This window comes from Alteromonas sp. D210916BOD_24 (genome assembly GCF_047159385.1).
In the GTDB taxonomy this organism is placed as follows: Bacteria; Pseudomonadota; Gammaproteobacteria; order Enterobacterales; family Alteromonadaceae; genus Alteromonas.
Genome location: NZ_AP038333.1, coordinates 4,117,643 through 4,139,308 on the forward strand (window position 1 = coordinate 4,117,643; position 21,666 = coordinate 4,139,308).

19 protein-coding genes are annotated in these 21,666 nt (G+C 44.9%); 12 read left to right on the plus strand and 7 right to left on the minus strand.

The genetic code is table 11. From position 1 onward, the window contains the following. Genes mreC through tldD form a run of 7 tightly spaced genes read left to right on the plus strand, consistent with a single transcriptional unit; the run spans window position 1 to window position 9,670 of the window. The gene (gene mreC, locus ACMCM8_RS17870; RefSeq protein ID WP_412724124.1) at window positions 1–873 is read left to right on the plus strand and encodes a rod shape-determining protein MreC; all 873 of its coding nucleotides are present in this window, start codon (window positions 1–3) and stop codon (window positions 871–873) included. Next, window positions 866–1,342 (plus strand): rod shape-determining protein MreD, encoded by a 477-nt coding sequence (gene mreD / locus ACMCM8_RS17875; protein ID WP_412724126.1) that lies wholly within the window; start codon window positions 866–868, stop codon window positions 1,340–1,342. The genes mreC and mreD overlap by 8 nt, the downstream gene beginning before the upstream one ends. A 36-nt stretch (window positions 1,343–1,378) precedes the next feature. Next, window positions 1,379–1,969 (plus strand): Maf family protein, encoded by a 591-nt coding sequence (locus ACMCM8_RS17880; RefSeq protein ID WP_412724128.1) that lies wholly within the window; start codon window positions 1,379–1,381, stop codon window positions 1,967–1,969. Further along, window positions 1,966–3,432, plus strand: a complete 1,467-nt coding sequence (rng, locus tag ACMCM8_RS17885) for a ribonuclease G (RefSeq protein WP_412724130.1) — start codon at window positions 1,966–1,968, stop codon at window positions 3,430–3,432. The genes ACMCM8_RS17880 and rng overlap by 4 nt, the downstream gene beginning before the upstream one ends. Window positions 3,433–3,458: 26 nt before the next feature. Then, window positions 3,459–7,424 carry a YhdP family protein gene (locus tag ACMCM8_RS17890; RefSeq protein ID WP_412724132.1) on the plus strand — a complete coding sequence of 1,322 codons (3,966 nt, stop codon included), beginning with the start codon at window positions 3,459–3,461 and terminating at the stop codon, window positions 7,422–7,424. Then, window positions 7,417–8,235 (plus strand): carbon-nitrogen hydrolase family protein, encoded by an 819-nt coding sequence (locus tag ACMCM8_RS17895; protein ID WP_412724134.1) that lies wholly within the window; start codon window positions 7,417–7,419, stop codon window positions 8,233–8,235. Before ACMCM8_RS17890 ends, ACMCM8_RS17895 begins: the two co-directional genes overlap by 8 nt. Further along, complete coding sequence (gene tldD / locus ACMCM8_RS17900; protein ID WP_412724136.1) at window positions 8,228–9,670, plus strand: metalloprotease TldD; 1,443 nt, start codon at window positions 8,228–8,230, stop codon at window positions 9,668–9,670. The genes ACMCM8_RS17895 and tldD overlap by 8 nt, the downstream gene beginning before the upstream one ends. An 83-nt stretch (window positions 9,671–9,753) precedes the next feature. On the opposite strand, the gene yjgA is transcribed toward tldD, so the two are convergent. Further along, window positions 9,754–10,311 carry a ribosome biogenesis factor YjgA gene (gene yjgA, locus ACMCM8_RS17905; RefSeq protein ID WP_412724138.1) on the minus strand — a complete coding sequence of 186 codons (558 nt, stop codon included), beginning with the start codon at window positions 10,309–10,311 and terminating at the stop codon, window positions 9,754–9,756. Between the two features lie 72 nt (window positions 10,312–10,383). On the opposite strand from yjgA, the gene pmbA reads away from it, so the two are divergent. The 3 genes from pmbA (at window position 10,384) to ACMCM8_RS17920 (ending at window position 13,128) form a co-directional block, all read left to right on the plus strand. After that, window positions 10,384–11,715, plus strand: a complete 1,332-nt coding sequence (pmbA, locus tag ACMCM8_RS17910) for a metalloprotease PmbA (RefSeq protein WP_412724140.1) — start codon at window positions 10,384–10,386, stop codon at window positions 11,713–11,715. Window positions 11,716–11,785: 70 nt separating this feature from the next. After that, window positions 11,786–12,286, plus strand: coding sequence for a transposase (locus ACMCM8_RS17915; protein ID WP_412723095.1), 501 nt, complete (start codon window positions 11,786–11,788; stop codon window positions 12,284–12,286). Next, a complete protein-coding gene (locus tag ACMCM8_RS17920) occupies window positions 12,283–13,128 on the plus strand; it encodes an IS3 family transposase (protein WP_412727628.1) in 846 nt (281 codons plus the stop codon). Before ACMCM8_RS17915 ends, ACMCM8_RS17920 begins: the two co-directional genes overlap by 4 nt. A 78-nt stretch (window positions 13,129–13,206) precedes the next feature. Here ACMCM8_RS17920 and arcA read toward each other — a convergent pair whose 3' ends face one another. The 6 genes from arcA to ACMCM8_RS17950 form a co-directional block, all read right to left on the minus strand. Continuing rightward, entirely contained in the window at window positions 13,207–13,914 is a 708-nt protein-coding gene (arcA, locus tag ACMCM8_RS17925) for a two-component system response regulator ArcA (RefSeq protein ID WP_014996957.1), read from the minus strand. A 155-nt stretch (window positions 13,915–14,069) separates the two neighbouring features. Further along, entirely contained in the window at window positions 14,070–15,716 is a 1,647-nt protein-coding gene (locus ACMCM8_RS17930) for a sensor histidine kinase (protein WP_412724142.1), read from the minus strand. 135 nt (window positions 15,717–15,851) lie between these two features. Continuing rightward, window positions 15,852–17,264, minus strand: coding sequence for a glycogen synthase GlgA (glgA, locus tag ACMCM8_RS17935; RefSeq protein ID WP_412724144.1), 1,413 nt, complete (start codon window positions 17,262–17,264; stop codon window positions 15,852–15,854). A 158-nt stretch (window positions 17,265–17,422) separates the two neighbouring features. Continuing rightward, window positions 17,423–18,505: a methyltransferase gene (locus tag ACMCM8_RS17940; protein ID WP_412724146.1), complete on the minus strand. Its 1,083-nt coding sequence runs from the start codon at window positions 18,503–18,505 to the stop codon at window positions 17,423–17,425. Continuing rightward, window positions 18,505–19,224: a tRNA (guanosine(46)-N7)-methyltransferase TrmB gene (trmB, locus tag ACMCM8_RS17945; protein WP_412727778.1), complete on the minus strand. Its 720-nt coding sequence runs from the start codon at window positions 19,222–19,224 to the stop codon at window positions 18,505–18,507. The genes ACMCM8_RS17940 and trmB overlap by 1 nt, the downstream gene beginning before the upstream one ends. Before the next feature lie 106 nt (window positions 19,225–19,330). Then, window positions 19,331–20,032, minus strand: a complete 702-nt coding sequence (locus ACMCM8_RS17950; protein ID WP_412724148.1) for an alpha/beta fold hydrolase — start codon at window positions 20,030–20,032, stop codon at window positions 19,331–19,333. 117 nt (window positions 20,033–20,149) lie between these two features. On the opposite strand from ACMCM8_RS17950, the gene mutY reads away from it, so the two are divergent. Both mutY and ACMCM8_RS17960 read left to right on the plus strand, forming a co-directional pair. Further along, on the plus strand, window positions 20,150–21,208 hold the full coding sequence (gene mutY / locus ACMCM8_RS17955) for an A/G-specific adenine glycosylase (protein WP_412724150.1): 1,059 nt from the start codon (window positions 20,150–20,152) through the stop codon (window positions 21,206–21,208). Between the two features lie 64 nt (window positions 21,209–21,272). Next, window positions 21,273–21,545, plus strand: coding sequence for an oxidative damage protection protein (locus tag ACMCM8_RS17960; protein WP_412724152.1), 273 nt, complete (start codon window positions 21,273–21,275; stop codon window positions 21,543–21,545). Window positions 21,546–21,666: the final 121 nt, after the last annotated feature.

Here is a 21,666-nt window from a genome sequence, read left to right on the forward strand (position 1 = left end):
ATGGATACCATTTTTACTCGCGGCCCTTCGCTTAACAATAGACTCACACTGGCAATTGTATTGTCAGTGCTGTTGATCATTGTCGATCATAAACTCGAGGGCTTTAAATCAACGCGAGTCTACTTAAATTCTTTAATGAGCCCGTTGCAGTATTTAGCCAATTTACCTGGTCTAATGCTTAACGAGAGTGCGCAGCGCTTAACTTCACGAGAACAGTTGCTCTCAGAAAACCAAAAGCTCAACAACCAATTGTTGTTAATGAGTGAAAAACTACAGCAATTTGAAGTTATACAAAAAGAAAACGATCAACTGCGCGAGTTACTCGAGGCCCCTCTACGTGTTGCCTCTCGTAAAATGGTCGCCGAATTGATGGCCGTTGATGAAAATCCGTACAGTCAGCAGGTGGTAATAAACAAAGGGGCGATTGACGGTGTGTATTTGTCCCAACCTGTTATTGATGATGAAGGCGTTGTCGGACAAGTCATGGAAGTAGGCACAACGAACAGCCGTGTGCTGTTGATTGCCGATGTAACTCACGCCATACCTGTACGTTCTTTGCGTAACGATATTCGGTTTATTGCCACCGGAAGTGGTTCGATAAATGAATTATATTTAGAACATGTTCCCCACAGTGTTGACATTAAAGCAGGGGATACATTGGTTTCATCTGGTCTTGGCAGAGTTTTTCCTGAAGGATACCCAGTTGCACTAGTAACAGAGGTGATCAGGGATGAGAGTCGTCCCTTTGCTAGGGTTATTGCAAAACCGCTGGCTAAATTAGACAGACTAAGACATTTACTGTTGCTCTGGCAGCCCGAAGAAGATGGGGTGGAGAGCAACAACGAGGAAGTAGAAGAGCTCACCGATGCGTAAACGTAACCTCGTAATTTGGATTAGCCTACTGGTGTCGCTTGTACTTCAGATAGTACCGTTGCCGATTCAAATTGATTTATACCGACCTGATTGGGTACTGGTGGTGCTCGCTTACTGGAGTATGGCACTTCCCCATCGGGTGAACGTTGGCGTGGCTTTTATAACCGGTATTGCAATGGACGTACTGGTTGGTACCACACTGGGTATTCACAGCCTGGGATTGAGTATTTGTGTATATGTCCTGGTGGCCAACTACCAAAGGTTGCGCAATTACTCGGTGTGGCAACAAGCGATTATTATCGGGTTGTTGTCAGCGCTTTATCATTTACTGACATTCTGGGTGCAGCACTTACTCACTGATATCTACTTTCAGTTGGATTATTTATGGCCAGTGCTTACCTCAACGGTATTGTGGCCGTGGCTATTTTGGCTGTTGCGCCGCACCAGAAGACAATTTTCAATCGCGTAACCCCGTAGCGCGAGGTAATAGCTGTAGGGCAATTTAATGAACAAAAACCTTGTGTTAGCGTCTGCATCGCCAAGACGCACTGCACTGCTTCAGCAAATGAACATCGCCCATACTGTTACGCCGGCTGATATTGATGAAACGCCGCGCCTCAACGAAACGCCCCTTGCTTTAGTAAGTCGACTGGCTGCAGAAAAAGCAGAAGTGGTCAAAACTCAACTGCAACAGCGGGGACAGTTTACTCAAAACACAGTGATCCTCGCCAGTGACACGTTAATTGCGTTTAACGGTGAATGCGTGGGCAAACCCGAGGATAAAGCTGACGCTAAACGAATTCTGCGAATGTTATCGGGTCATACCCACGATGTGTTGACGGCGATTAGTGTTTTAAGCGAATCAAAGCAGGAAACGCAGGTTGTCTCTACGTCGGTGAACTTTGCGATATTGACGGACAGTCAAATTGACGCATACTGGGAGACAGGAGAACCGGTAGATAAAGCCGGAAGTTATGCCATTCAAGGTATTGGCGGCGAATTCGTGGTGTCAATCAACGGCAGCGCCAGTGCGGTTGTTGGCCTTCCTCTCTACGAAACCCGTCAATTACTCAATGCATTTGGAGTGAAGTCGTGAGTGCTGAATTATTAATTAATGTGACCCCGTCTGAATCGCGAGTAGCCCTCATTGAAAATGGAATTTTGCAAGAAATTCACGTTGAACGTCATACCAAGCGTGGTTTAGTAGGTAATATATACCGTGGCAAAGTCAGTCGTGTGCTACCTGGTATGCAGGCGGCGTTTGTGGACATCGGACTGGAGAAAGCGGCTTTTTTGCACGCGTCAGATATTGTTATTCACAATGAAATTGCCGAAGAAGTTTCCGCCAGTCACATTCAAAAACAAGATATTCGAGAACTCGTGCGCGACGGGCAGGATATCGTTGTGCAGGTGGTTAAAGATCCCATTGGCACTAAAGGCGCGAGGCTGACTACAGATATTACTATTCCTAGTCGCTATTTAGTCTTTATGCCTTCGGTAACTCACGTTGGTGTGTCTCAGCGCATTGAGGAAGAAGCCGAACGCGAGCGATTAAAGTCGTTGGTGCAAGAGTTTTGTGATGAAAATGGTGGTTTCATTTTACGCACTGCTGCTGAAGGCGTAGGAAAGACTGAATTGCAGTCTGACGCCGCTTTTCTTCGCCGCTTGTGGGACAAAATCCAATCGCGCATGAAAAAACGCAAATCGAATGTGCTATACGAAGATTTACCCTTAGCAAGACGCGTTTTGCGAGATTTTGTGGGCACTGAGCTCGATCGAATCCGCATTGACTCTAAGCTGTCTTTTCAAGAGCTTCATCAATTCACCAAAGAGTACGTGCCGGAGATGAACGGCAAGCTAGAGTATTACACAGGTGATAGGCCTATCTTCGATCTATATGACGTTGAAAATGAAGCACAACGCGCTTTAGAACGCAGGGTTGACCTCAAATCTGGCGGTTACCTAATCATTGACCAAACCGAAGCGATGACAACGATTGATATCAATACTGGGGCATTTGTTGGACACCGCAATTTAGAAGAGACTATTTTCAACACCAACACTGAAGCCACGTTGGCGATAGCAAGACAATTACGACTTCGCAACCTAGGCGGCATGATCCTTATCGACTTTATCGATATGATTGAACCTGATCACAAAAGAAGGGTCTTACATTCACTAGAGGTGGCGACAAACAAGGACAGGGCTAAGATAAATATACATGGGTTTACCGCGTTAGGGCTCATAGAGATGACCCGAAAACGCACCCGTGAAAGTATTGAGCACGTATTGTGTGGAGAATGCCCTGTGTGTAAGGGGCGTGGCACTGTAAAAACCATTGAAACCATTTGTTTTGAAATAATGCGAGAAATCGTGAGAGTTAACCGCGCCTACGACGCTGATAAATTTGTGGTTTATGCCTCACCGAAAGTGGCAGAGGCTTTGATGGGGGAAGAATCCCATATGCTTGCAGAGTTAGAAGTGTTTGTATCAAAACAAATTAAGGTGCAAACCGAAACCTTGTACAATCAGGATAAGTACGACGTCGTCATGATGTAACACATTAAATTAGACAAAGGCAAAGTGTGACAAATTTTTCGTCGGTAGCGGCTTACCTGCTAAAGAAGTTTTGGCTGCTACTCGCTGTGTTGCTGGTTATTTTCGCTTTGGTGTTGAGCGCTGCGCGATATGCATTGCCGCATATTGAGCACAATAAACACCTACTGGAAAACTATATAAACAAGCAATATGGTGTCAATCTCTCCATTGATAGTGTCCATGCTGTGTGGCAACGCAATGGGCCGAGCATCGTGCTTAACTCTGTGTCATTGGCAAAAGACGAGGCTTCTCCAGTCGCGTTAGACATTCGTCAGATTTATGTTGAACTTGATTTCTGGCAATCCCTTCGCCATCGCCTTATTTCCTCGACCCGCTTTGAACTCAGAGGACTGGAACTTGAAATAGACGGTGACAGACTTTCCGGTGGGGCGAAGGATAACTTTCCTGTCGTCAATGCACTTGAACGCTTGTTTCTAGAGCAATTACAAAGCTTTTCTCTGGAAGAAGGGAGTGTGGCGTTTATCGCCCAAGGCGAAGCTAAGTCGTTTGATATAGAAAGCTTGTCGTGGAATAACCTTGGTGAGCGTCACCAGGGGTTAGGTCGAATTAAAGTGGCAGACTTATCGGCTAATTCGGCGTCATTTATTATTGATATTCAGGGTACCAGAGATAGTTTTGAGGGCGTGTTCTACGCCAAAGCGGAAGACCTAGATATCTCACCTTGGGTCAGTGATCTAATCCACACTAAACGTCCACTTGCACAAAGCCGCGCCAATTTTGAAGTGTGGGCGAACCTGACTGACAGTCAATTTACCAGTGTACAGGCTGAACTCCACAACAGCTTATTACAATGGGGGGATGACAGTGTTAAAACGGTGACAGGTATCACTGGGGGCAGTTTACAAGCACTACCGACCAATAGTGGGTGGAATATTCGCGTTGATCAACTCGTGCTTAACTCCAGCAATGAATCATTGACAACTGACCTAATAGGCAGTGTCAGTAAACAAGGTGATTTGCTAATAAACACAGTGAAGCCCGTACAGATCAATCCCTTTTTATTGTTGTTGCCTCTTTTTATGGACGACACCAATGAAGAGGAAATTCGGGCACTTAATCCCAAGGGTGAATTAGCGACCTTACAGTTTCAACTACACAACGGCAAACCAGAATTGGCGGCAAAAGTAGTGGATTTGCAATGGGCCAAAACCGACCACGTACCAGGCTTGTCTTCATTAGATGTGGATGTGTATTGGTACAAAAATAATGGTGCAGTCTATCTCAATAGTGCTGACAGTTTGCTTAGTGCACAAGGCATCATTAAAAAAGATCTTAAGGTAGAATCCCTTCAGGCTGACTTCTTCATTTATCCGCAAACATCGTTGACATCAACCTTGCCTGATCCCGCATCTTCTTCACAAGATTGGGTAATTAAAGGCGAGAATATGCTTCTGAAAACAGACAGCGTCACCGTCAAACCCCAATTTAAAATCAATCTGAGTGCTGGCGTAATGTCACTTTATGCTGGCGTCGATCCAGTCCAGTTGGCGCATGTGAACGAACTGTTTCCAACCACCATCATGGGAAAGAATCTCAATGCGTACTTGACCCGTGCTTTTACTGGAGCGGGACGAATAGAAAAAGCCAGAGTGTTATGGCATGGCCCGCTGGCGGCGTTTCCGTTTGACGATAATTCCGGTATTTTCCAAGCCTACGTCGATATAAAGCAAGGCGACTTCTTATTTGCTCCAGATTGGCCAGCCTTACATCAACTGGATATGTCACTTTATTTTGTCAATAACGCTCTGGTGATAGAAAGCCCAGAAGCGCAACTTGGCAAAATGACAATAAGCGATATGTCTGCGACAATTCCTAGCTTTAAAGCTGATTCACGTCTGCTGATCTATGCTACCGGCACCGGCACGGGCGATGCGTTGACAGAGTTGATGATGGCGTCCTCTATCAAAAGCTCACTAGGCAATATACTCAATGATGAAGTACAAATTGATGGGCCTCTTTCGGCCGATATTAAGCTGGATATTCCATTAAAAGGAAAGGATGTTATTGCTTCGGGTACAGCTCATTTGCTTGATAATTCTATTTATATTCCGCGAACTGCCATGCGCTTTAACCATACCAAAGGTGACGTGACTTTTACGAATGGTGATATTGATGCAACGAAACTCAACGCGGTGTTTCTGAAGCAACCCATCAAAATGTCGCTGCAAGGCCGTCAGGGTGAAAGCTATGATTTACATGCCTCATTAAATGGTCGATGGCACGTTCACCCATTGGCTAATTATGTTAATAGCGATTTAACCGATTACATCGATGGCGAAACAAAGTGGAAGACAGACGTAGATATTAAACTAGCAAAACAGGATTTTTCCTATATAGCTAAGCTTAATGCTGATTTAACGGCCACCAAAAGTGTCTTACCTGCTCCGTTTGATACACCTGCGGGGTCCAGTTTACCCCTTTATATCGAAAGTAAAGGCGATGGCAAAGCGTCTAACGTGGTGGCGACATTAGGTGACAATATCCGCTTCACCGGAGTGTTACCACATCAGGAGATGCAATTTTCCAGAGCGCATTTGGCACTAGGTGAAAGCGATATTGCCAATATTGGTACCGGTTTCAGTATTGCCGCTAATCTTCCTGAAGCCGATGTACTGGAGTGGTTCAAAACTATTGATATGTTGGTATCGGGTAGTCGAGACGTTGCATCTGCCACAAGCGATGTAGCACTTCATTCTGATAATACGGAGCATCCACAAAAGCCCTCTATTTTCAGCGCACCGTCGAGAGTTTTTGCTAAAGCAGAACAATTAAATTTTGCTGGTCACACACTTAAAAATGTTGAACTAAATGCAACTGAACGAGACAGAGATTGGATTTTAGACATTACGTCGGCACAAGCGAGAGGCACCATTCGTGTAAATCACGATCTGACCGAACAAGGGATTGTCATTAACGCAGATTACTTGACGTTGGATAAACCAACAGATGGGATTGCTGCAGTTGATGAAATCCAGCAGCAAGACAAAATAGTATCTCCTTATGATGTAGACCCAAGTACGTTGCCGCCAATCTACCTCTATTGTCAGTCCTGTGCTGTGCACGGTTTCGACTTGGGCCAGGTAACACTGGATATTGCAAAGCAAGACAATGGCTTGAAAGTGCGCCAGCTTCTCGTGCGTTCACGGGATGCTGATATTACCGCCACTGGCTATTGGCAGCATACCAATCGCGGAATTGAAACAGCACTTGAAGGGACGTTAACATCGCCGGATGTGGGCCAGATGCTGAGCAATTACGGTGTTGAATCAGGTATCAAAGACTCAAGTGCCGAGGTGGCCTTTAATATCAACTGGCCACTTGCACCAATGGACTTTGCGCTCTCTGAGATAAAAGGCGATGTAAAGTGGTCGCTGTCCGATGGTTATTTGACCGAATTAAGTGATCAGGGCTCCCGTATTTTTACCTTGTTTAGTCTTAACTCACTGGTGAGAAAATTGAGCCTGGATTTTCGCGATGTATTTGCGAAAGGGTTCTTCTATGATGATATGGGCGGCACATTAAATATTGTTGATGGCAAGGCCTATACCGATGATACCGAGATTGACGGTGGTGCAGGAGAGATAGAGATTACTGGTTTTACCGATTTGACTAACGGGGGCTTAAATTACAACGTGTCTTTTGCTCCGAATGTGACCGGCAACTTACCGTTTTTAGTTTACTTTTTAGCTACACCACCCACCGCACTTGCAGCATTGGCAATCGATCAGGTGTTGACTTCGGCCAAAGTGATATCTAATGTGAATTATCGCGTAACTGGTACCATAAAAGAACCCAAATTCGACGAAGTAGAACGCAATAGTAAAGATATCAGTCTTCCTGCTCAAAATGCACCTGTTCCCGCTAATCCTCAAGACAGACCCCTTACCAAAGACGATGTTCGCATGCTGAAAATGGAGGTGATAGATGGTTAACCTTGTAGCAATTCAGATGACATCCACGCCAAGTGTGGAAGAAAACTTAGCTTCAGTGGAACACGCTATGGCCGCGGCAAACATTCAAAAGGACTATCTGGTGGTACTCCCTGAGTGTTTTGCTTGTTTTGGCGGTAGCGACAAAGCGCAATTGGCTGTTGCTGAAACCAAAGGTGAGGGCGAAATACAAGAGCGATTGGCTAGCTTAGCTCGCCGTTATCAATGCTATTTGGTATCGGGTACATTTCCCATAGTGACCGACAACCCTGGCAAGTTTTCAGCCGCCTGTATGTTGTTTGGCCCTGAAGGCAAGGTTTTAGCTGATTACCGCAAAATCCATATGTTCGACGTATCAGTAAGTGATAACACCGGTAGCTATCGAGAATCGCGAACGACCCAAGCGGGTAATGAAGTGGTAACAGTACAAACACCTATAGGCCACATCGGGCTTGCGGTATGCTATGATGTGCGCTTTCCAGGGTTGTTTTCTGCAATGGGTGATATCGACATCTTGGTGTTGCCCGCTGCCTTTACCCAGCGTACAGGTGAAGCCCATTGGCAAGCGCTGTTAAAAGCCAGAGCCATCGAAAAACAATGTTTTTTGGTGGCCGCTAATCAGGTGGGCGTTCATCGTAACGGTCGTGAAACCTATGGTCATAGTATGGTGCTATCGCCATGGGGAGAAACCTTAGCCGAACTACAAACTGAAAAAGGCGTTGTTGCGGCAGAGGTTGATATTGCAGAAAGAGAAACCATTAAACAGAATATGCCGGTTGCCGAACATAACCGCTTCAGGAGTCACTTTGTCTAAATCTGTTGAGCGTCATTTATTATCTGACTCAGGGCTAGATATCAATAAGCTAGAGCGAGCTCTTGCGACCATTCATCGTCACGATACCGATTATGCCGATTTGTACTTTCAGTCAAGCCAACACGAAAGTTGGGTGCTGGAAGACGGCATTATCAAAGAAGGCAGTTACAACATTGAGCGCGGTGTGGGTGTACGTGCTATTAGTGGTGAAAAGACCGGCTTTGCCTATTCTGATGAAATTAGTGAAGAAGCGCTTACAAAAGCGTGTAAAGCAGCGCGAGGGATTGCGACAAGCGGTGGTACACAACAAATTGCCGCACTAGGTCAACAACCTGTAGAAGCGCGTTACAGTGAAAATAACCCTATTCTTGCAATGCAGGATGCAGAGAAAATTTCCTTACTTAAAGCTGTAGATCAATACATCCGTCAGCAAGAACCTTCTGCCAATCAAGTGGTAGTGAGTTTAAGCGGCGTTTACGAGGAAATTTTGGTAGCGGGCAGTGATGGTACTCTGGCTACCGATATTCGCCCGCTGGTGCGTCTAAACTGCTCGGTATTGCTAGAACAAGGCGATAGACGGGAGCGTGGGTCTGCTGGTGCGGGTGGCCGTTATGCTTACTCGTTCTTCAAACAAGACGAAAACGGCAAACCTTACTACGAAAACCTAGCAGAAGATGCATTGCATATGGCCCGCGTAAACATGCAAGCGGTGGCGTCGCCAGCAGGCGCTATGCCGGTAGTATTGGGTAATGGTTGGCCTGGTGTACTGCTTCACGAAGCGGTAGGGCATGGCTTGGAAGGTGATTTCAACCGTAAAGGTGCATCAACATTTAGTGGCCGCATTGGGCAGCGTGTGGCGGCTAAGGGTGTGACTGTCGTAGACGACGGCACACTAAGTGATAGAAGAGGTTCTTTATCGGTTGACGATGAAGGAACGCCTACGGCGCACAACGTACTTATCGAAGACGGTATCTTAAAAGGCTACATGCAAGATAAGCACAACGCGAAGTTAATGGGCGTTTCACCAACGGGTAACGGGCGACGTGAATCGTATGCCCACTTGCCTATGCCGCGGATGACGAACACTTACATGCTTGATGGTCAGTATGACCCACAAGAGATAATTGCTTCCATTGATAAAGGTATATATGCACCGAATTTCGCAGGTGGTCAGGTTGATATCACCTCAGGTAAATTTGTGTTCTCTAGCGCCGAAGCATACTTAATTGAAAACGGCAAAATTACCGCACCAGTGAAAGGAGCAACGCTGATTGGTAACGGCCCAGAGGTCATGCAAAAAATCTCGATGATAGGTAACGATACAGCTCTTGATAAGGGCGTTGGCGTGTGCGGGAAAGACGGGCAAAGTGTGCCAGTAGGTGTTGGGCAGCCTACCCTTAAAATTGACGAGCTAACCGTGGGTGGTACGGCTTAACCTGTCTAAAGCAAATGAACACAGACAAAAAAGGTTGGTTTTCACGACGGTGATTACCAACCTTTTTTTTGTTTAAGATACAGTTACTCGTCGTGAATAACGTCTTTCAAATACTGAAACAGTTCTCTGAACGCTTTTGGTGGCGCATTTTTTTCCCGCTCTTTCTTTATTTGGCGGTGAAATTGGCGCAGCTTTTGGCGGTCAAGTTCAGGGTGCGCTTCTATCAGCTTTTGAATTGCCGAGTCACCCTGCGCAATAACCGCTTCGCGGGCTTTCTCTAAAGCGTGAAATGCAGCATTACTCGCTTGGTGCTGGTGAGATATTTTAGCCAGCGCCTCTTCAATAGGGGCCGTATCTCGCTGGCGCAATACTTTACCAATAAACTGAAGTTGGCGACGGTAGCCGTCTTTCTTCTTGTTTACTCTTCGCGCAATGGCTACGGCATCGGCGAGTTCTTCATCCATAGGAATTGTAGCAATATGGGCGTCGGTTAAATTCACTAAGGTTTCGCCCAGTTTGTGAAGTTCTTTCGCTTGGCGTTTTAGCTCGGTTTTACTGACAAACTCTTCCTCTTCGAACTCATCTGCTTGCGCATCTTCGAAGTAAGGATCTTCAGGAGAATTGTATTTCTGATCACTCATTTCAAACTCATTAGTGTTACACTTTAGCTAAATTGTAACTATCACAGTCGAATTAAGACAGCGAAACTTACTATGCAAATAGAGCAGCAGTTAGCCGACATTCAAAATGTCGTAGATGATGTACTGAAATTAGCCCTTTCAAAAGGTGCGACACAAGCCGAAGCCAGCATGTCTAAAGTGCAAGGCATTGCCGTATCTTCACGTATGCAAGAAGTTGAAAACGTTGAATTTACCAACGATGGTGGTTTAGGAATTAGCGTTTATGTAGGCAAGCGAAAAGGCAGTGCGTCTACCGCAGATTTGAGCAAAGCGGCGCTAACACTCGCGGTAGAAAAAGCCGTGGATATTGCACGCTATACCAGTGAAGATCCATGCTCAGGTTTGGCCGATGCCGACCTTATCGCAACTGAATTCCCCGATTTAGACCTGTATCACCCTGAAGAGTTAGATACAGAAAAGGCCATCAAAACCGCTATTGAAGCTGAGACGGCGGCGATGAACTACGACTCGCGCATTACTAATTCAGATGGTGCATCGTATAACGCGAATTTGGGCATGCGTGTATATGGTAACACCCATGGCATAAATGCGGGTTACCCAAGCAGCCGTTATTCACTAAGCTGTATGGTAATTGGAGCTCAAGGTGATGACATGCAGCGGGATTACGCATATACAGTAAACCGACAGGCGCCGTTGTTGAAGTCAGCCAAACTTGTAGGTGAAGAAGCGGCGAAAGCCACGGTAGAACGATTAGGTGCACGTAAAATCAATACGGCTAACGTACCCGTTATATTACATCGCGATATCGCTTCTAGTCTCTTTGGTCATTACGTCGGTGCGATCAGTGGGGGAAGTTTATACCGCCGTTCAAGCTTCTTATTGGATAGCTTGGGTAAACAGATATTCCCTCACTGGCTCAATATTGAAGAGCGCCCATTAATTAAAGGCGGACTTGCGAGTTCGAGCTTTGATAACGAAGGGGTGGCGTGCGCTGATATGACGATTGTCGAAGGTGGATGTTTGTCTACTTACTTGTATACGACTTATTCGTCACGCAAGCTCAATACTCGTTCTAATGGACATGCGGGTGGGATTCACAATTGGCTGGTGGGTGACACAGGCCAAAGCGATGCCGACCTGCTCAGAGAAATGGGAACAGGCCTGCTGGTCACTGAATTAATGGGGCAAGGGGTCAATGGTGTTACTGGCGACTATTCTCGCGGAGCGGCGGGCTTTTGGGTAGAAAACGGTGTTATCCAATATCCGGTTCACGAAGTTACCATTGCGGGTAACCTAAAGGATATGTTCAGTGGCATTGTGGCCATTGGCGCAGAAAAAGACACGCGCGGCAGCGTGCAGACGGGGTCAGTACTGATTGACCAAATGAAGATTGCCGGTAGTTAATCACTAAAAAGCCGCTACATTTTGAAGTGACCCCCAATAGTTGGACATTCCAATTACTGGGGGTCTTTTTATGTCTAAACATCATCGAACTCTTAAGCTCAAAGTAGCAGAGTTTGCTTTATCTGAAAGCTCTTTGGCCGCAGGTGACAGATTCAATGTCACAGAACGACAGGTCCGTTACTGGACCGCTGTTTATCGAATTCATGGCGCTGAAAGTTTCAGGTCTGCTCACAAACCTTATTCTCAAGCATTTAAAATAGAAGTGTTGAAAATAATGGCAGCTAACAACTGGTCACTCGGGTATACCAGTGCTTTCTTCGATTTATCGTCCCCCGGGATTCTATTTCAATGGCAAAAGCTATATGCTCGTGACGGCATCTCAGGTCTGAAACCAAAGAAAAAAGGAAAACCCCGCGTGAAAAACGACTCTTCTACGCCCAAACCATCATCTGAAATGACGGAAAAAGAACTCAGAGAAGAGTTGGACTATTTACGTGCTGAGAATGCTGTTCTAAAAAAGTTGGAAGCCTTGGCTCAAGCCAGAAAGAAAAAAGCAAAGACAAAACGATAGTCGTCGAAGAGCTCAAGGCCATTTATAGCTTACAAAATCTATTGAAAATCACAGGACTACCGAAGAGTGTTTATTACTATCATCGTAATACGCTGGAACGGTTGTGTCCCGATACTGGTTTATGCGCCAAAATACATAATATTTATCATAAACATAAAGGGCGATATGGCTATCGTAGAATTACCTCAGCCCTGAGAACGATGGGGCTTGTGATTAATCACAAGCGCGTACAACGCTTGATGAACGAGCTTGGTTTAAAGTCAAAGGTCAGAGCCAAACGTTATAAGTCCTACAAAGGAGAAGTCGGCAGAATCGCAGACAATACGCTCAATCGGGAATTTACGGCGGAGAAGCCTAATCAAAAATGGGTGACCGATGTGACAGAGTTTAAGATTAAAGACCAGAAAGTTTATCTGTCACCGATAATTGACCTGTTTAATCAGGAAGTTGTCAGTTATGAGGTACGAACCTCAGTTACATTACCATTGGTCACCGATATGCTTAAAGCCGCGACAAGTAAGCTAAAACGAGATGAAAAACCACTTATCCACTCGGATCAGGGTTGGCAGTATCAGAATAAACAGTACCAAAATCACCTTCGGGAAAACGGGTTACGTCAAAGTATGTCGAGGAAAGGAAACTGTTTAGACAATGCCGTTGCGGAGAACTTCTTCGGCATCTTAAAAACGGAGATGTATCACAACGAGACGTTCAAAGACGCTGACGAACTCATTGAAAACATAAAAGAATACATCGACTATTACAACAACGAGCGCATAAAGCTGAAACTAAAAGGCCTGAGTCCGATACAATATCGAAATCAGGCCTTGGCAGCCGCTTAGAAATGAGTCCAACTTTATGGGGTCACTTCATTTGTAGCGGCTTTTTTAATGGGGTTAAAATGAGGTGTTGGCGACTATTTAGCCGTCTACCTGACCGCAGAAGCGGTAACCTTCACCGTGAATGGTTACAATCAATTCCTCATCTGTCGGATCTGATTCAAAGTGCTTGCGAATTCGACGAATGGTCACGTCAACCGTACGGTCATTAGGGCGAAGCTCCCGTCCAGTCATTTCCATAATGAGTTGCTCACGAGTAAGAATTTTGCCTGGATTGCTTAAGAACAAATGAAGTGCACGAAACTCACTACGTGGAAGGCGGAACTCTTTGCCATTAGGTGAAATAAGTGAACGACTATCACCGTCTAGCGTCCAACCGTTGAAGCTTACGCGGCTTGGTAAATCGTCATCCTCTGAAGAGTTAGTCGTACGAGACAGTAAGTTACGAGCGCGAATGGTCAGTTCACGTGGGTTAAACGGCTTCGTTAAGTAATCGTCGGCACCAATTTCAAGACCCAAAATACGATCGACGTCGTTATCGCGACCCGTTAAGAAGATTAGACCTACATTTTTGCGGTCGCGAACTTCACGGGCCAGAATAAGACCGTTTTTGCCCGGCAAGTTGATATCCATGATCACCAAGTTGATTGCGTGATTCTCGAAGAAATCATGCATTTGATCGCCATTCTCAGCTTCAAATACATTATACCCTTCCGCTTCAAATAAACTCTTCAGCGTGGTACGGGTTACCACTTCATCTTCAACGATTAACACATTTGGCGTTTGCATGGTGTTCTACACTCTTTCTAATAAACGGTTGTAAGCAACTAACTGGTTAAATTTTAATATTCATATACTTGATTGCAAGTAACTTATGAATATTTGTATTGTAAAGGTATTGGGATTAGCCAACAAAATTCAAGATAAGTTCAACCTTTATACAACTAATCGCTAGTTTTGGCATTAGCAACGGGGAAAATAATCACAAATTCCACCCCATTACCTTCCTCACTTGCAATGGAAATTGAACCATTGAGCGCTTGGGTAACCAAGTTGTAAACTAGGTGCATTCCTAGACCTGACCCCCCTTGCCCACGCTTGGTGGTTACAAAGGGGTCAAATATCCGTTTGCGGATCTCAGGCGATATGCCTTTTCCATTATCGGTATAAACTAACTTTAATTTGTTGCTGCTCACCATTTCAGCACTGATATTAATGGTGCCTTGTTCCACGTTCTCAAATCCGTGGATAACCGAATTCATGATCAGGTTAATCAGGATCTGATTGATCGGGCCAGCCTTCGTTTCAACGTTTAAGGTAGGGTCGCAATCTACGTTGATGTTGTGTTTTAATTTTTTTAATCGAGGCTGCAATGACAACAGTATCTCATTAACTAGCTGTGCAACGCAAAAACTTCGACTCGATTCTGAAGATTGATCAACAGCGACTTGTTTAAAACTGGATATCAACTCTGCTGCGCGGTTTAAATTTCGATAGATAATGTTGAGGTTTTCACTGCTTTCATCTAAAAACCGTTTCATCGAACTGGCTTTTAGGGTTTTGTTTTCAAAGTCTTTTTGAATAACAGCAAGTCTGTCGAGCATCATGGTAGATGCGGTTACTCCCAAGCCAATAGGGGTATTAACTTCATGTGCCACACCCGCTACCATGTCCCCAAGAGAGGCCATTTTTTCGTTTTGCACAATCTGGCGTTGAAACTGATGCAGCTTTTCTAATGTTTGAATGAGCTCCTGATTAGCGTCTTTCAGTGCAGTCGTTCTATGATTGACCATATCTTCAAGGCTGGCATTGAGTTTGCGATGCTGCTCTTCGGCCTGCCGTTGCTTTTGTACATACTCTTGCATGCGAAGGAGCATGACATTCAAAGCATCTGCCAATATATCCAACTCCTGAATAGTTGAGCCTCCTGCGCGCGCCGAATAATCTCGTTGTCGTGAAGTTCGCTGAAGAAAATTGGCGATTTCCTCAACGGGATCTGCCACCACTCTTTGCATACGTACGGCAGAGTAAAAACTTAGCATTAGAAGTACTAATGCGACAGCAACATTAAGCCAAATAGATTTACTAACCTGCTTATTAAAATCTTCTGAAGAGACGCGCAAGTAAACCCAGCCGAGTTGAATGTTGGTTTCTTCATCAAAAACTTTGGTACTAAGTTCCAAATATTGACCAGTTTCGGCCATGCTTGGTGACATGAAAAGGGAATTAAGTTGGTTCTCTTTACCGCCCAATAGCAACTGCCCTTCTTTATTATAAGAGGCAAATATTTCAGGTGTGTTGGCGGCTTCTTTCAGTTTATAAACATGGGCATTAAGGGCGTGGTTAGCTGCACTTAAGTTTTTCAGCGCACCTTCGATACGTTCAGGAGTAGCGTCATACAGGTAAGTGGCAGAGCTTTTCGCCACTAATTTGGCGAGCGTGACTGCATTGTTCTCAAGCTCGGTTCGATAGGTGTCTATATGAGTGTAAATGGCAAGACCGGAAAGCACAGCGAGGGAAAACGCCGTGATAGACATCACTACCCATAAAAATAGGCTACGAATTGAAAACTTTACTGCCTTATCCGCCATGTCCGTCTTGTATGCAATCCATCAGCATCTTCCATAAATTAATAGTGGCGCAAAACTGCTCAAAAAGAAAGGCGCGTATAAACAATAATTAATGTGCCTATAAAATACGGAATATCAGCACTGCCTTGCGTTGCACTAACTTTGGTAAAGAGATTGATAATGACGGGCAGATGCATTCCATGTAAAGCGTGTATTCATTCCTCTTACTTGCATTTCCCTGAATTTAATCGGGTCTTCATAATAGGCTAACAGTGCGCGGCGAATACACGCCAATAGGGCGTCTGGGGTGGGAATATCAAATACAAACCCTGTGCCGTTTTCATGTGAATAATCAATAACGGTATCCTTTAACCCTCCCACAGCTCTGACGATAGGTGCGGTACCATACGCCAAGCTATACATCTGATTTAACCCACATGGCTCGAATTGAGACGGCATAAGAAAGAAATCAGCACCCGCTTCAACCAGATGTGCATGCTCAGAGCTAAAGCCGTTGATAAAGGCAAACTGTGTTGGGTGAAGCTGAGCAAACTCACCGAGATCCATACATACTTCGGGGTCGCCTGTTCCCACAATCACCATTTGTAAATTGTGTTTTATCAGTTCATCCAATATAGGCAAGATATAACCAAAGCCCTTTTGCTCGGTAAGTCGACAGACCATACCTATAAGCGGTACGGCGGGTTGTACTGGTAAACCCGATTGCTCTTGTAAAGCGCGTTTACAGGCACTTTTAGGGTGTAGATTTGTCGCGCTGTAATTCTCAGGAAGGTAAGGATCGGTTTCAGGATTCCATTGGCTGTAATCACAACCGTTTAATATCCCGCTAAGGTCTCGACTTCGGCTTACCAAGCGTTCATGAAGACCGTGACTACCTAAGTCTGTCAACAGTTCTCTGGCATAATTGGGACTAACAGTAGTGACTTTACTGGCAAACTCGATACCGCTTTGCAACATGTTGATATAGCCACCGTGTACTTGAGCGAGAATGTTGGGGTGATGGCGTAAGAAAGGTATGTTGTCCAGCCTGTGCACACCTTGAAATGCTGCATTGTGAATAGTAAATACGGTTTTGGTTTGCGCAAAATAGCCACTTTTATGATGTGTAAGTAAAAAAGGTAGCATGGCGGTATGCCAATCATGGCAATGGATGACATCAGGGGTGATAGCGAGAGTCTGTAAAGCATGTAAGACGGCTCCACTGAAAAAGCTAAAACGCTCACCATTGTCCTCATACGCTTCATATGCGTTTGCATAGAGTCCATCGCGATGGAAATACTCTGGAAAATCGATGAAATACACGGGGATTTCGTGCCACTTCAAATGGCGTATTTCAAAATGGTATACCTTGCCTTCTGTAAATAAGGTTTGCGTCTCTGTTGCACTGGGCAGATTGTACTGTTCGGCCAACACTTTGTAATACGGCATTACAATAGTGACATTCTCCCCAAGCGTACGAAGTGCCAATGGCAGCGCTTTACCTACATCTGCCAAGCCGCCAGTTTTAACTAACTCTTCGACTTCTGAAATAGCAAATACAATACTCACAGGCAACCCCTTAGACCAAAATTTGTACACCAAAGATCAACACGCGCTAACCAATCCCAAAAACATAGCGCTGGCACGCCACTGGTGTGAAACACACCTACGCTGTATCCACAACAAGTAGTTCGGTTAAGTTAGCACAAGCCAATGTAATTTTTAATTTATAATGTTGCTTGATACACCGAAAACTGAGAGGTTTGCGCAGTGGTATATACCGTTTGGAAATGCTCTGCTAGCAGACCTGGATACGGTAGAAAGCGGTTTGCTACCATTTGCAGGGTGCCCTTGTTATTTAGAAGCGCTTTTGCATCAGCAATAAAGCGTTTAGTCACTGTGTAATCTGTTTTTATGCCCGTATGAAAAGGCGGGTTAGTCACGATGTGATTTACTTTCGGATTGATACCATGTAGCCCGTCAGCAGCATACAATGTAGCAGCTAACGCATTTTGTTTTAACGTTAATGCACTGCAATAAATGGCAAGGGCGCTTACGTCGGTAAGGTGAAGCTTTAAATGGGGATACTTTAGCATAAGGTAGCTTGCAATTACGCCGGCACCACAAGCAAAGTCCAAAATCTCGCCTCGTAGAGTAGTGGGCAGTTTCTCTAGCAGTAGCTCGGTTCCTGTGTCTAATTCTTGGTAACTAAACACGCCGGGCATAGAGGCCACTTGCCATTCCACCCCTTCTACTTGATAGGTGTTAAAATCTATCCAGTCTTTAGGATCAAACGCTATATGAGGTTGCTCTACCAACAATGTAATTAAGCTGCAGTGACGGGCCGAATCGACTTTTTGAGTGGCGCCATATTGCTGCATGAGTTTTGCGGCACTTTTGATGCCGCCTTTGTTTTCACCTACTACATGTATTCGACCATGTTGACCAACCATACTCGCTGCCATGCGTAGTAGCATTTGAAAATGTGTTTTGGCTTTTGGTAAGAAAAGCATGACATCGGTATGTGAATTTTCCCAACTCACAAAAGGGGCGAAAATATGGGAGTGCTTGCCTACTTGTTGCTTCACCTCAAAGCCATTGGTAGTAACATCTCTACTGTCAAAAGTCACAGAAGGTATAACCCGGACACACTCGGAAAATATGTCAAAATACTGATGAATAACAGTTACTTCTTGTGCCTTCAATGCATCGAGGAAATAAGCGTCAGAAGGGTTGATAAACGCCCATTTACCGTTGTCAAATAACGATATATTACGTTCCAGTAGTTGGCTTTGAGGAGATAAAATCATCAGTTAGTACGCTCGTAAATTAAATCCCACACTCCATGGCCAAGTTTCTGTCCACGGGTTTCGAATTTAGTAATAGGACGATAATCTGGACGAGGTACATAGTCTCCGTCAGTAGTGGTGTTGGTATAACCTTCAGCACTATTCATTACCTGTGCCATATGTTCTGCATAAGGCTCCCAATCAGTGGCCATGTGAAAACAGCCGCCAATAGCCAATTTTGAGCGAAGTAATTCAACAAATTCACTTTGAACAATACGGCGTTTGTGATGGCGCTTCTTATGCCATGGGTCAGGGAAAAATAGTTGCACACGCGACAAACTGCCATCTGGGATCATGTTTTTCAATACTTCAACTGCATCGTGTTCCATGACTCGAAGGTTATCGATCCCTTTCTCACCGGCATCAGATAAACAGGCTCCCACGCCAGGACGGTGGACTTCAATGCCAAAAAAGTTTTTATCCGGCGCAGCTTGTGCCATTTCGACCAAAGACTTGCCCATTCCAAAGCCAATTTCAAGTACCACAGGAGCGTCGCGACCGAAGACCTCGGTTAGCGCTAAAGGCGCATTGGTATAGTCAAGACCCATTGTCTGCCAATAATCAGCTAATGCTTTTTCTTGCCCTTTGGTCAACCTACCTTCACGCTTAACGAAGCTTTTGACCTTACTAACATATACACCAGCGGCTTCTGCTTCCGCCTGACTTTTGAATTGCCTCATTTGCAATGCCTTTTTACCAAAATTTTCTGCTGGCGCATTATCCATTTACCCACCGCTTATGCAACGCTAGATTAGAAAAATGATGAATTTTTAATCGCTCAGTAGCTTAACGTAATCGCTTAGCAAGCATAGCCGCTATTTTATCGGTTTGCTCAAGCGGTAACATGTGCCCCGCATTTTCTATCTCATCTAAGGTCGCACCGGGTATGTGAGGTATATGTTGTTTTACTGCTTCGGCTGGAGCGATGTTATCTTCACTGGCAGCAATAAAGTGTACTGGTGCATTTATCTTTGCAAGTATGCTGACAGTACTCTCTCTAGGGGTAGTGGCAAGCGTATGGTTCAACAGCGTGTTTTTGCCTAAATCCTGCGCCATGTCTTTGACTACTTTTGTGACAGTGTCATCGTTGAGACGGGAAGGGTGGATAAAACGCGCTAAATAAGCGTCGTTATCGGGTTTGAAAGTGCCCTTTTTTAATAAAGTGACAAGCTGTTGCCGTTTACTTAATTCCTCATTGGACAATCCCTCTGGGTTATACCCAATGAGCGTGATAGAGGCGATATTGTCAGGCATAAGTTGTGCTAGTAACGCCGCTATATAGCCGCCCATGGAAAAGGCCACGAGATGCACTTTTTCATTATCCAGAATTCTGTCTTTGCTGAGCGCAAGCATTTCCTCTTTAGAAGCAGCCCACTGCAAGGGCACATAACGGCGTTGATGTAATGAGAGTTTTTGCCACAGCGGAATAAAAACACGCTCATCACACAAGGTGCCAGGAAAAAACAAAACAGGATGTTGTGCCGACACGCGGACTCCTTAACTAAACAATGCTCGTATACATGCTACCATAGCGGGTAATCGAATAAACGACAGAGTCAATTAAACGAGTAGGTACATAGTCTGGGTAACGAAAATAAAGTAAGTATGAGTGTGCGAATTCCCAATCATAATGGTAGCTTTGCCGAACGAGTATTGGCCTGGTTTGATGAGCATGGCCGTAAACACTTGCCTTGGCAGCAGGATGTCACCCCTTATAAAGTATGGGTGTCAGAAATCATGCTCCAGCAAACACAAGTCACCACAGTTATTCCTTATTTTGAGCGTTTTATGGCGTCCTTTCCAAGCGTCTTTGCTCTTGCGAGCGCTTCTCAGGATGAGGTTTTACATCACTGGACAGGTCTAGGTTACTACGCAAGAGCCCGAAACCTACATAAGGCAGCAAAAGTGCTGGTTGATGAATATGACGGTAATTTTCCTACAGATATTGAAGCGGTAATTGCTTTACCGGGGATCGGGCGTTCAACTGCCGGCGCTATTTTATCGTTGTCGCGAAATCAACGACATCCAATTTTAGACGGAAATGTGAAGCGAGTATTGGCACGCTATTACGCAATAGAAGGGTGGCCAGGTCAAAAATCTGTTGAAAATGCATTGTGGGAAGTGGCAGAAAAACATACCCCCGAGACACGCTGTGCGCATTACACTCAGGTGATGATGGATTTGGGGGCAATGGTTTGTACTCGCAGCAAACCAAAGTGTGATGCGTGCCCGCTTCAATCAGGGTGTCTTGCCTACGCTCAGGGAGCGCAAAGTGCGTTTCCTGGTAAAAAGCCAAAAAAGGCGCTACCGGTAAAATCTACCTATATGATGGTGGCGCGCTTCCATCAGCAAGTGTACTTAGAGCAGCGCCCTCCTACGGGCATATGGGGAGGGCTTTATGGCTTTTTAGAAAGTACGAGTGTCGAAGAAGGCGTCGGGGCACTGAAATTGAGAGGGATACAAGTGGAAAGCACGCATCAACTCGAAGGCTTTAGGCACACCTTCAGTCATTTTCATTTAGATATAACACCAGTGGTGGCCGTGATAGACTTACCTCCAACTAAACAGGTAGCAGAGTTACCCTCACAGTGGTTTGTATTAAATGAACCTATTGAAGTAGGGCTGGCAGCCCCTACCCAAAAAATAATTAAACAATTGGCATAATGAGCCAATAGCAATGGAGTTGAGATAAGGCTCCTGTCGATAAAATTGAATGAAAGGAAAGAGCATGGCAAGAACCGTATTTTGTCGAAAATTGCAAAAAGAAGCTGACGGGTTGGATTTTCAACTTTATCCCGGTGAGCTAGGTAAGCGTATTTTTGATAATATTTCTAAAGAAGCGTGGGCGGAATGGCAGAAAAAACAAACCATGTTAATTAATGAACATAAACTCAATATGATGGAGCCAAACGCGCGTTCTTTTCTTGAAGAAAAGATGGCTGCTTATCTGTTTGATGACATAGAACCTACGATTGAAGGGTATGTTCCGCCTGAAAAATAACCAAAAAAGGGCTTTTTGAGCAAACAATGTTCAAACGGTAACAAAACCGAAAAAAAAGCGAGAAAAACGGTTGACTTGTGTAAGCGAAAACCGTTTAATACGCACCCACAGCAGGACAGGT

Bases quoted from the DNA above. Each gene is read 5' to 3' on its own strand.
- mreC (WP_412724124.1), top strand. From the start codon at position 1: ATGGATACCATTTTTACTCGCGGCCCTTCGCTTAACAATAGACTCACA.
- mreD (WP_412724126.1), top strand. From the start codon at position 866: ATGCGTAAACGTAACCTCGTAATTTGGATTAGCCTACTGGTGTCGCTT.
- ACMCM8_RS17880 (WP_412724128.1), top strand. From the start codon at position 1,379: ATGAACAAAAACCTTGTGTTAGCGTCTGCATCGCCAAGACGCACTGCA.
- ACMCM8_RS17895 (WP_412724134.1), top strand. From the start codon at position 7,417: ATGGTTAACCTTGTAGCAATTCAGATGACATCCACGCCAAGTGTGGAA.
- yjgA (WP_412724138.1), bottom strand. From the start codon at position 10,311: ATGAGTGATCAGAAATACAATTCTCCTGAAGATCCTTACTTCGAAGAT.
- pmbA (WP_412724140.1), top strand. From the start codon at position 10,384: ATGCAAATAGAGCAGCAGTTAGCCGACATTCAAAATGTCGTAGATGAT.
- ACMCM8_RS17915 (WP_412723095.1), top strand. From the start codon at position 11,786: ATGTCTAAACATCATCGAACTCTTAAGCTCAAAGTAGCAGAGTTTGCT.
- arcA (WP_014996957.1), bottom strand. From the start codon at position 13,914: ATGCAAACGCCAAATGTGTTAATCGTTGAAGATGAAGTGGTAACCCGT.
- ACMCM8_RS17930 (WP_412724142.1), bottom strand. From the start codon at position 15,716: ATGGCGGATAAGGCAGTAAAGTTTTCAATTCGTAGCCTATTTTTATGG.
- ACMCM8_RS17940 (WP_412724146.1), bottom strand. From the start codon at position 18,505: ATGATTTTATCTCCTCAAAGCCAACTACTGGAACGTAATATATCGTTA.
- trmB (WP_412727778.1), bottom strand. From the start codon at position 19,224: ATGAGGCAATTCAAAAGTCAGGCGGAAGCAGAAGCCGCTGGTGTATAT.
- mutY (WP_412724150.1), top strand. From the start codon at position 20,150: ATGAGTGTGCGAATTCCCAATCATAATGGTAGCTTTGCCGAACGAGTA.
- ACMCM8_RS17960 (WP_412724152.1), top strand. From the start codon at position 21,273: ATGGCAAGAACCGTATTTTGTCGAAAATTGCAAAAAGAAGCTGACGGG.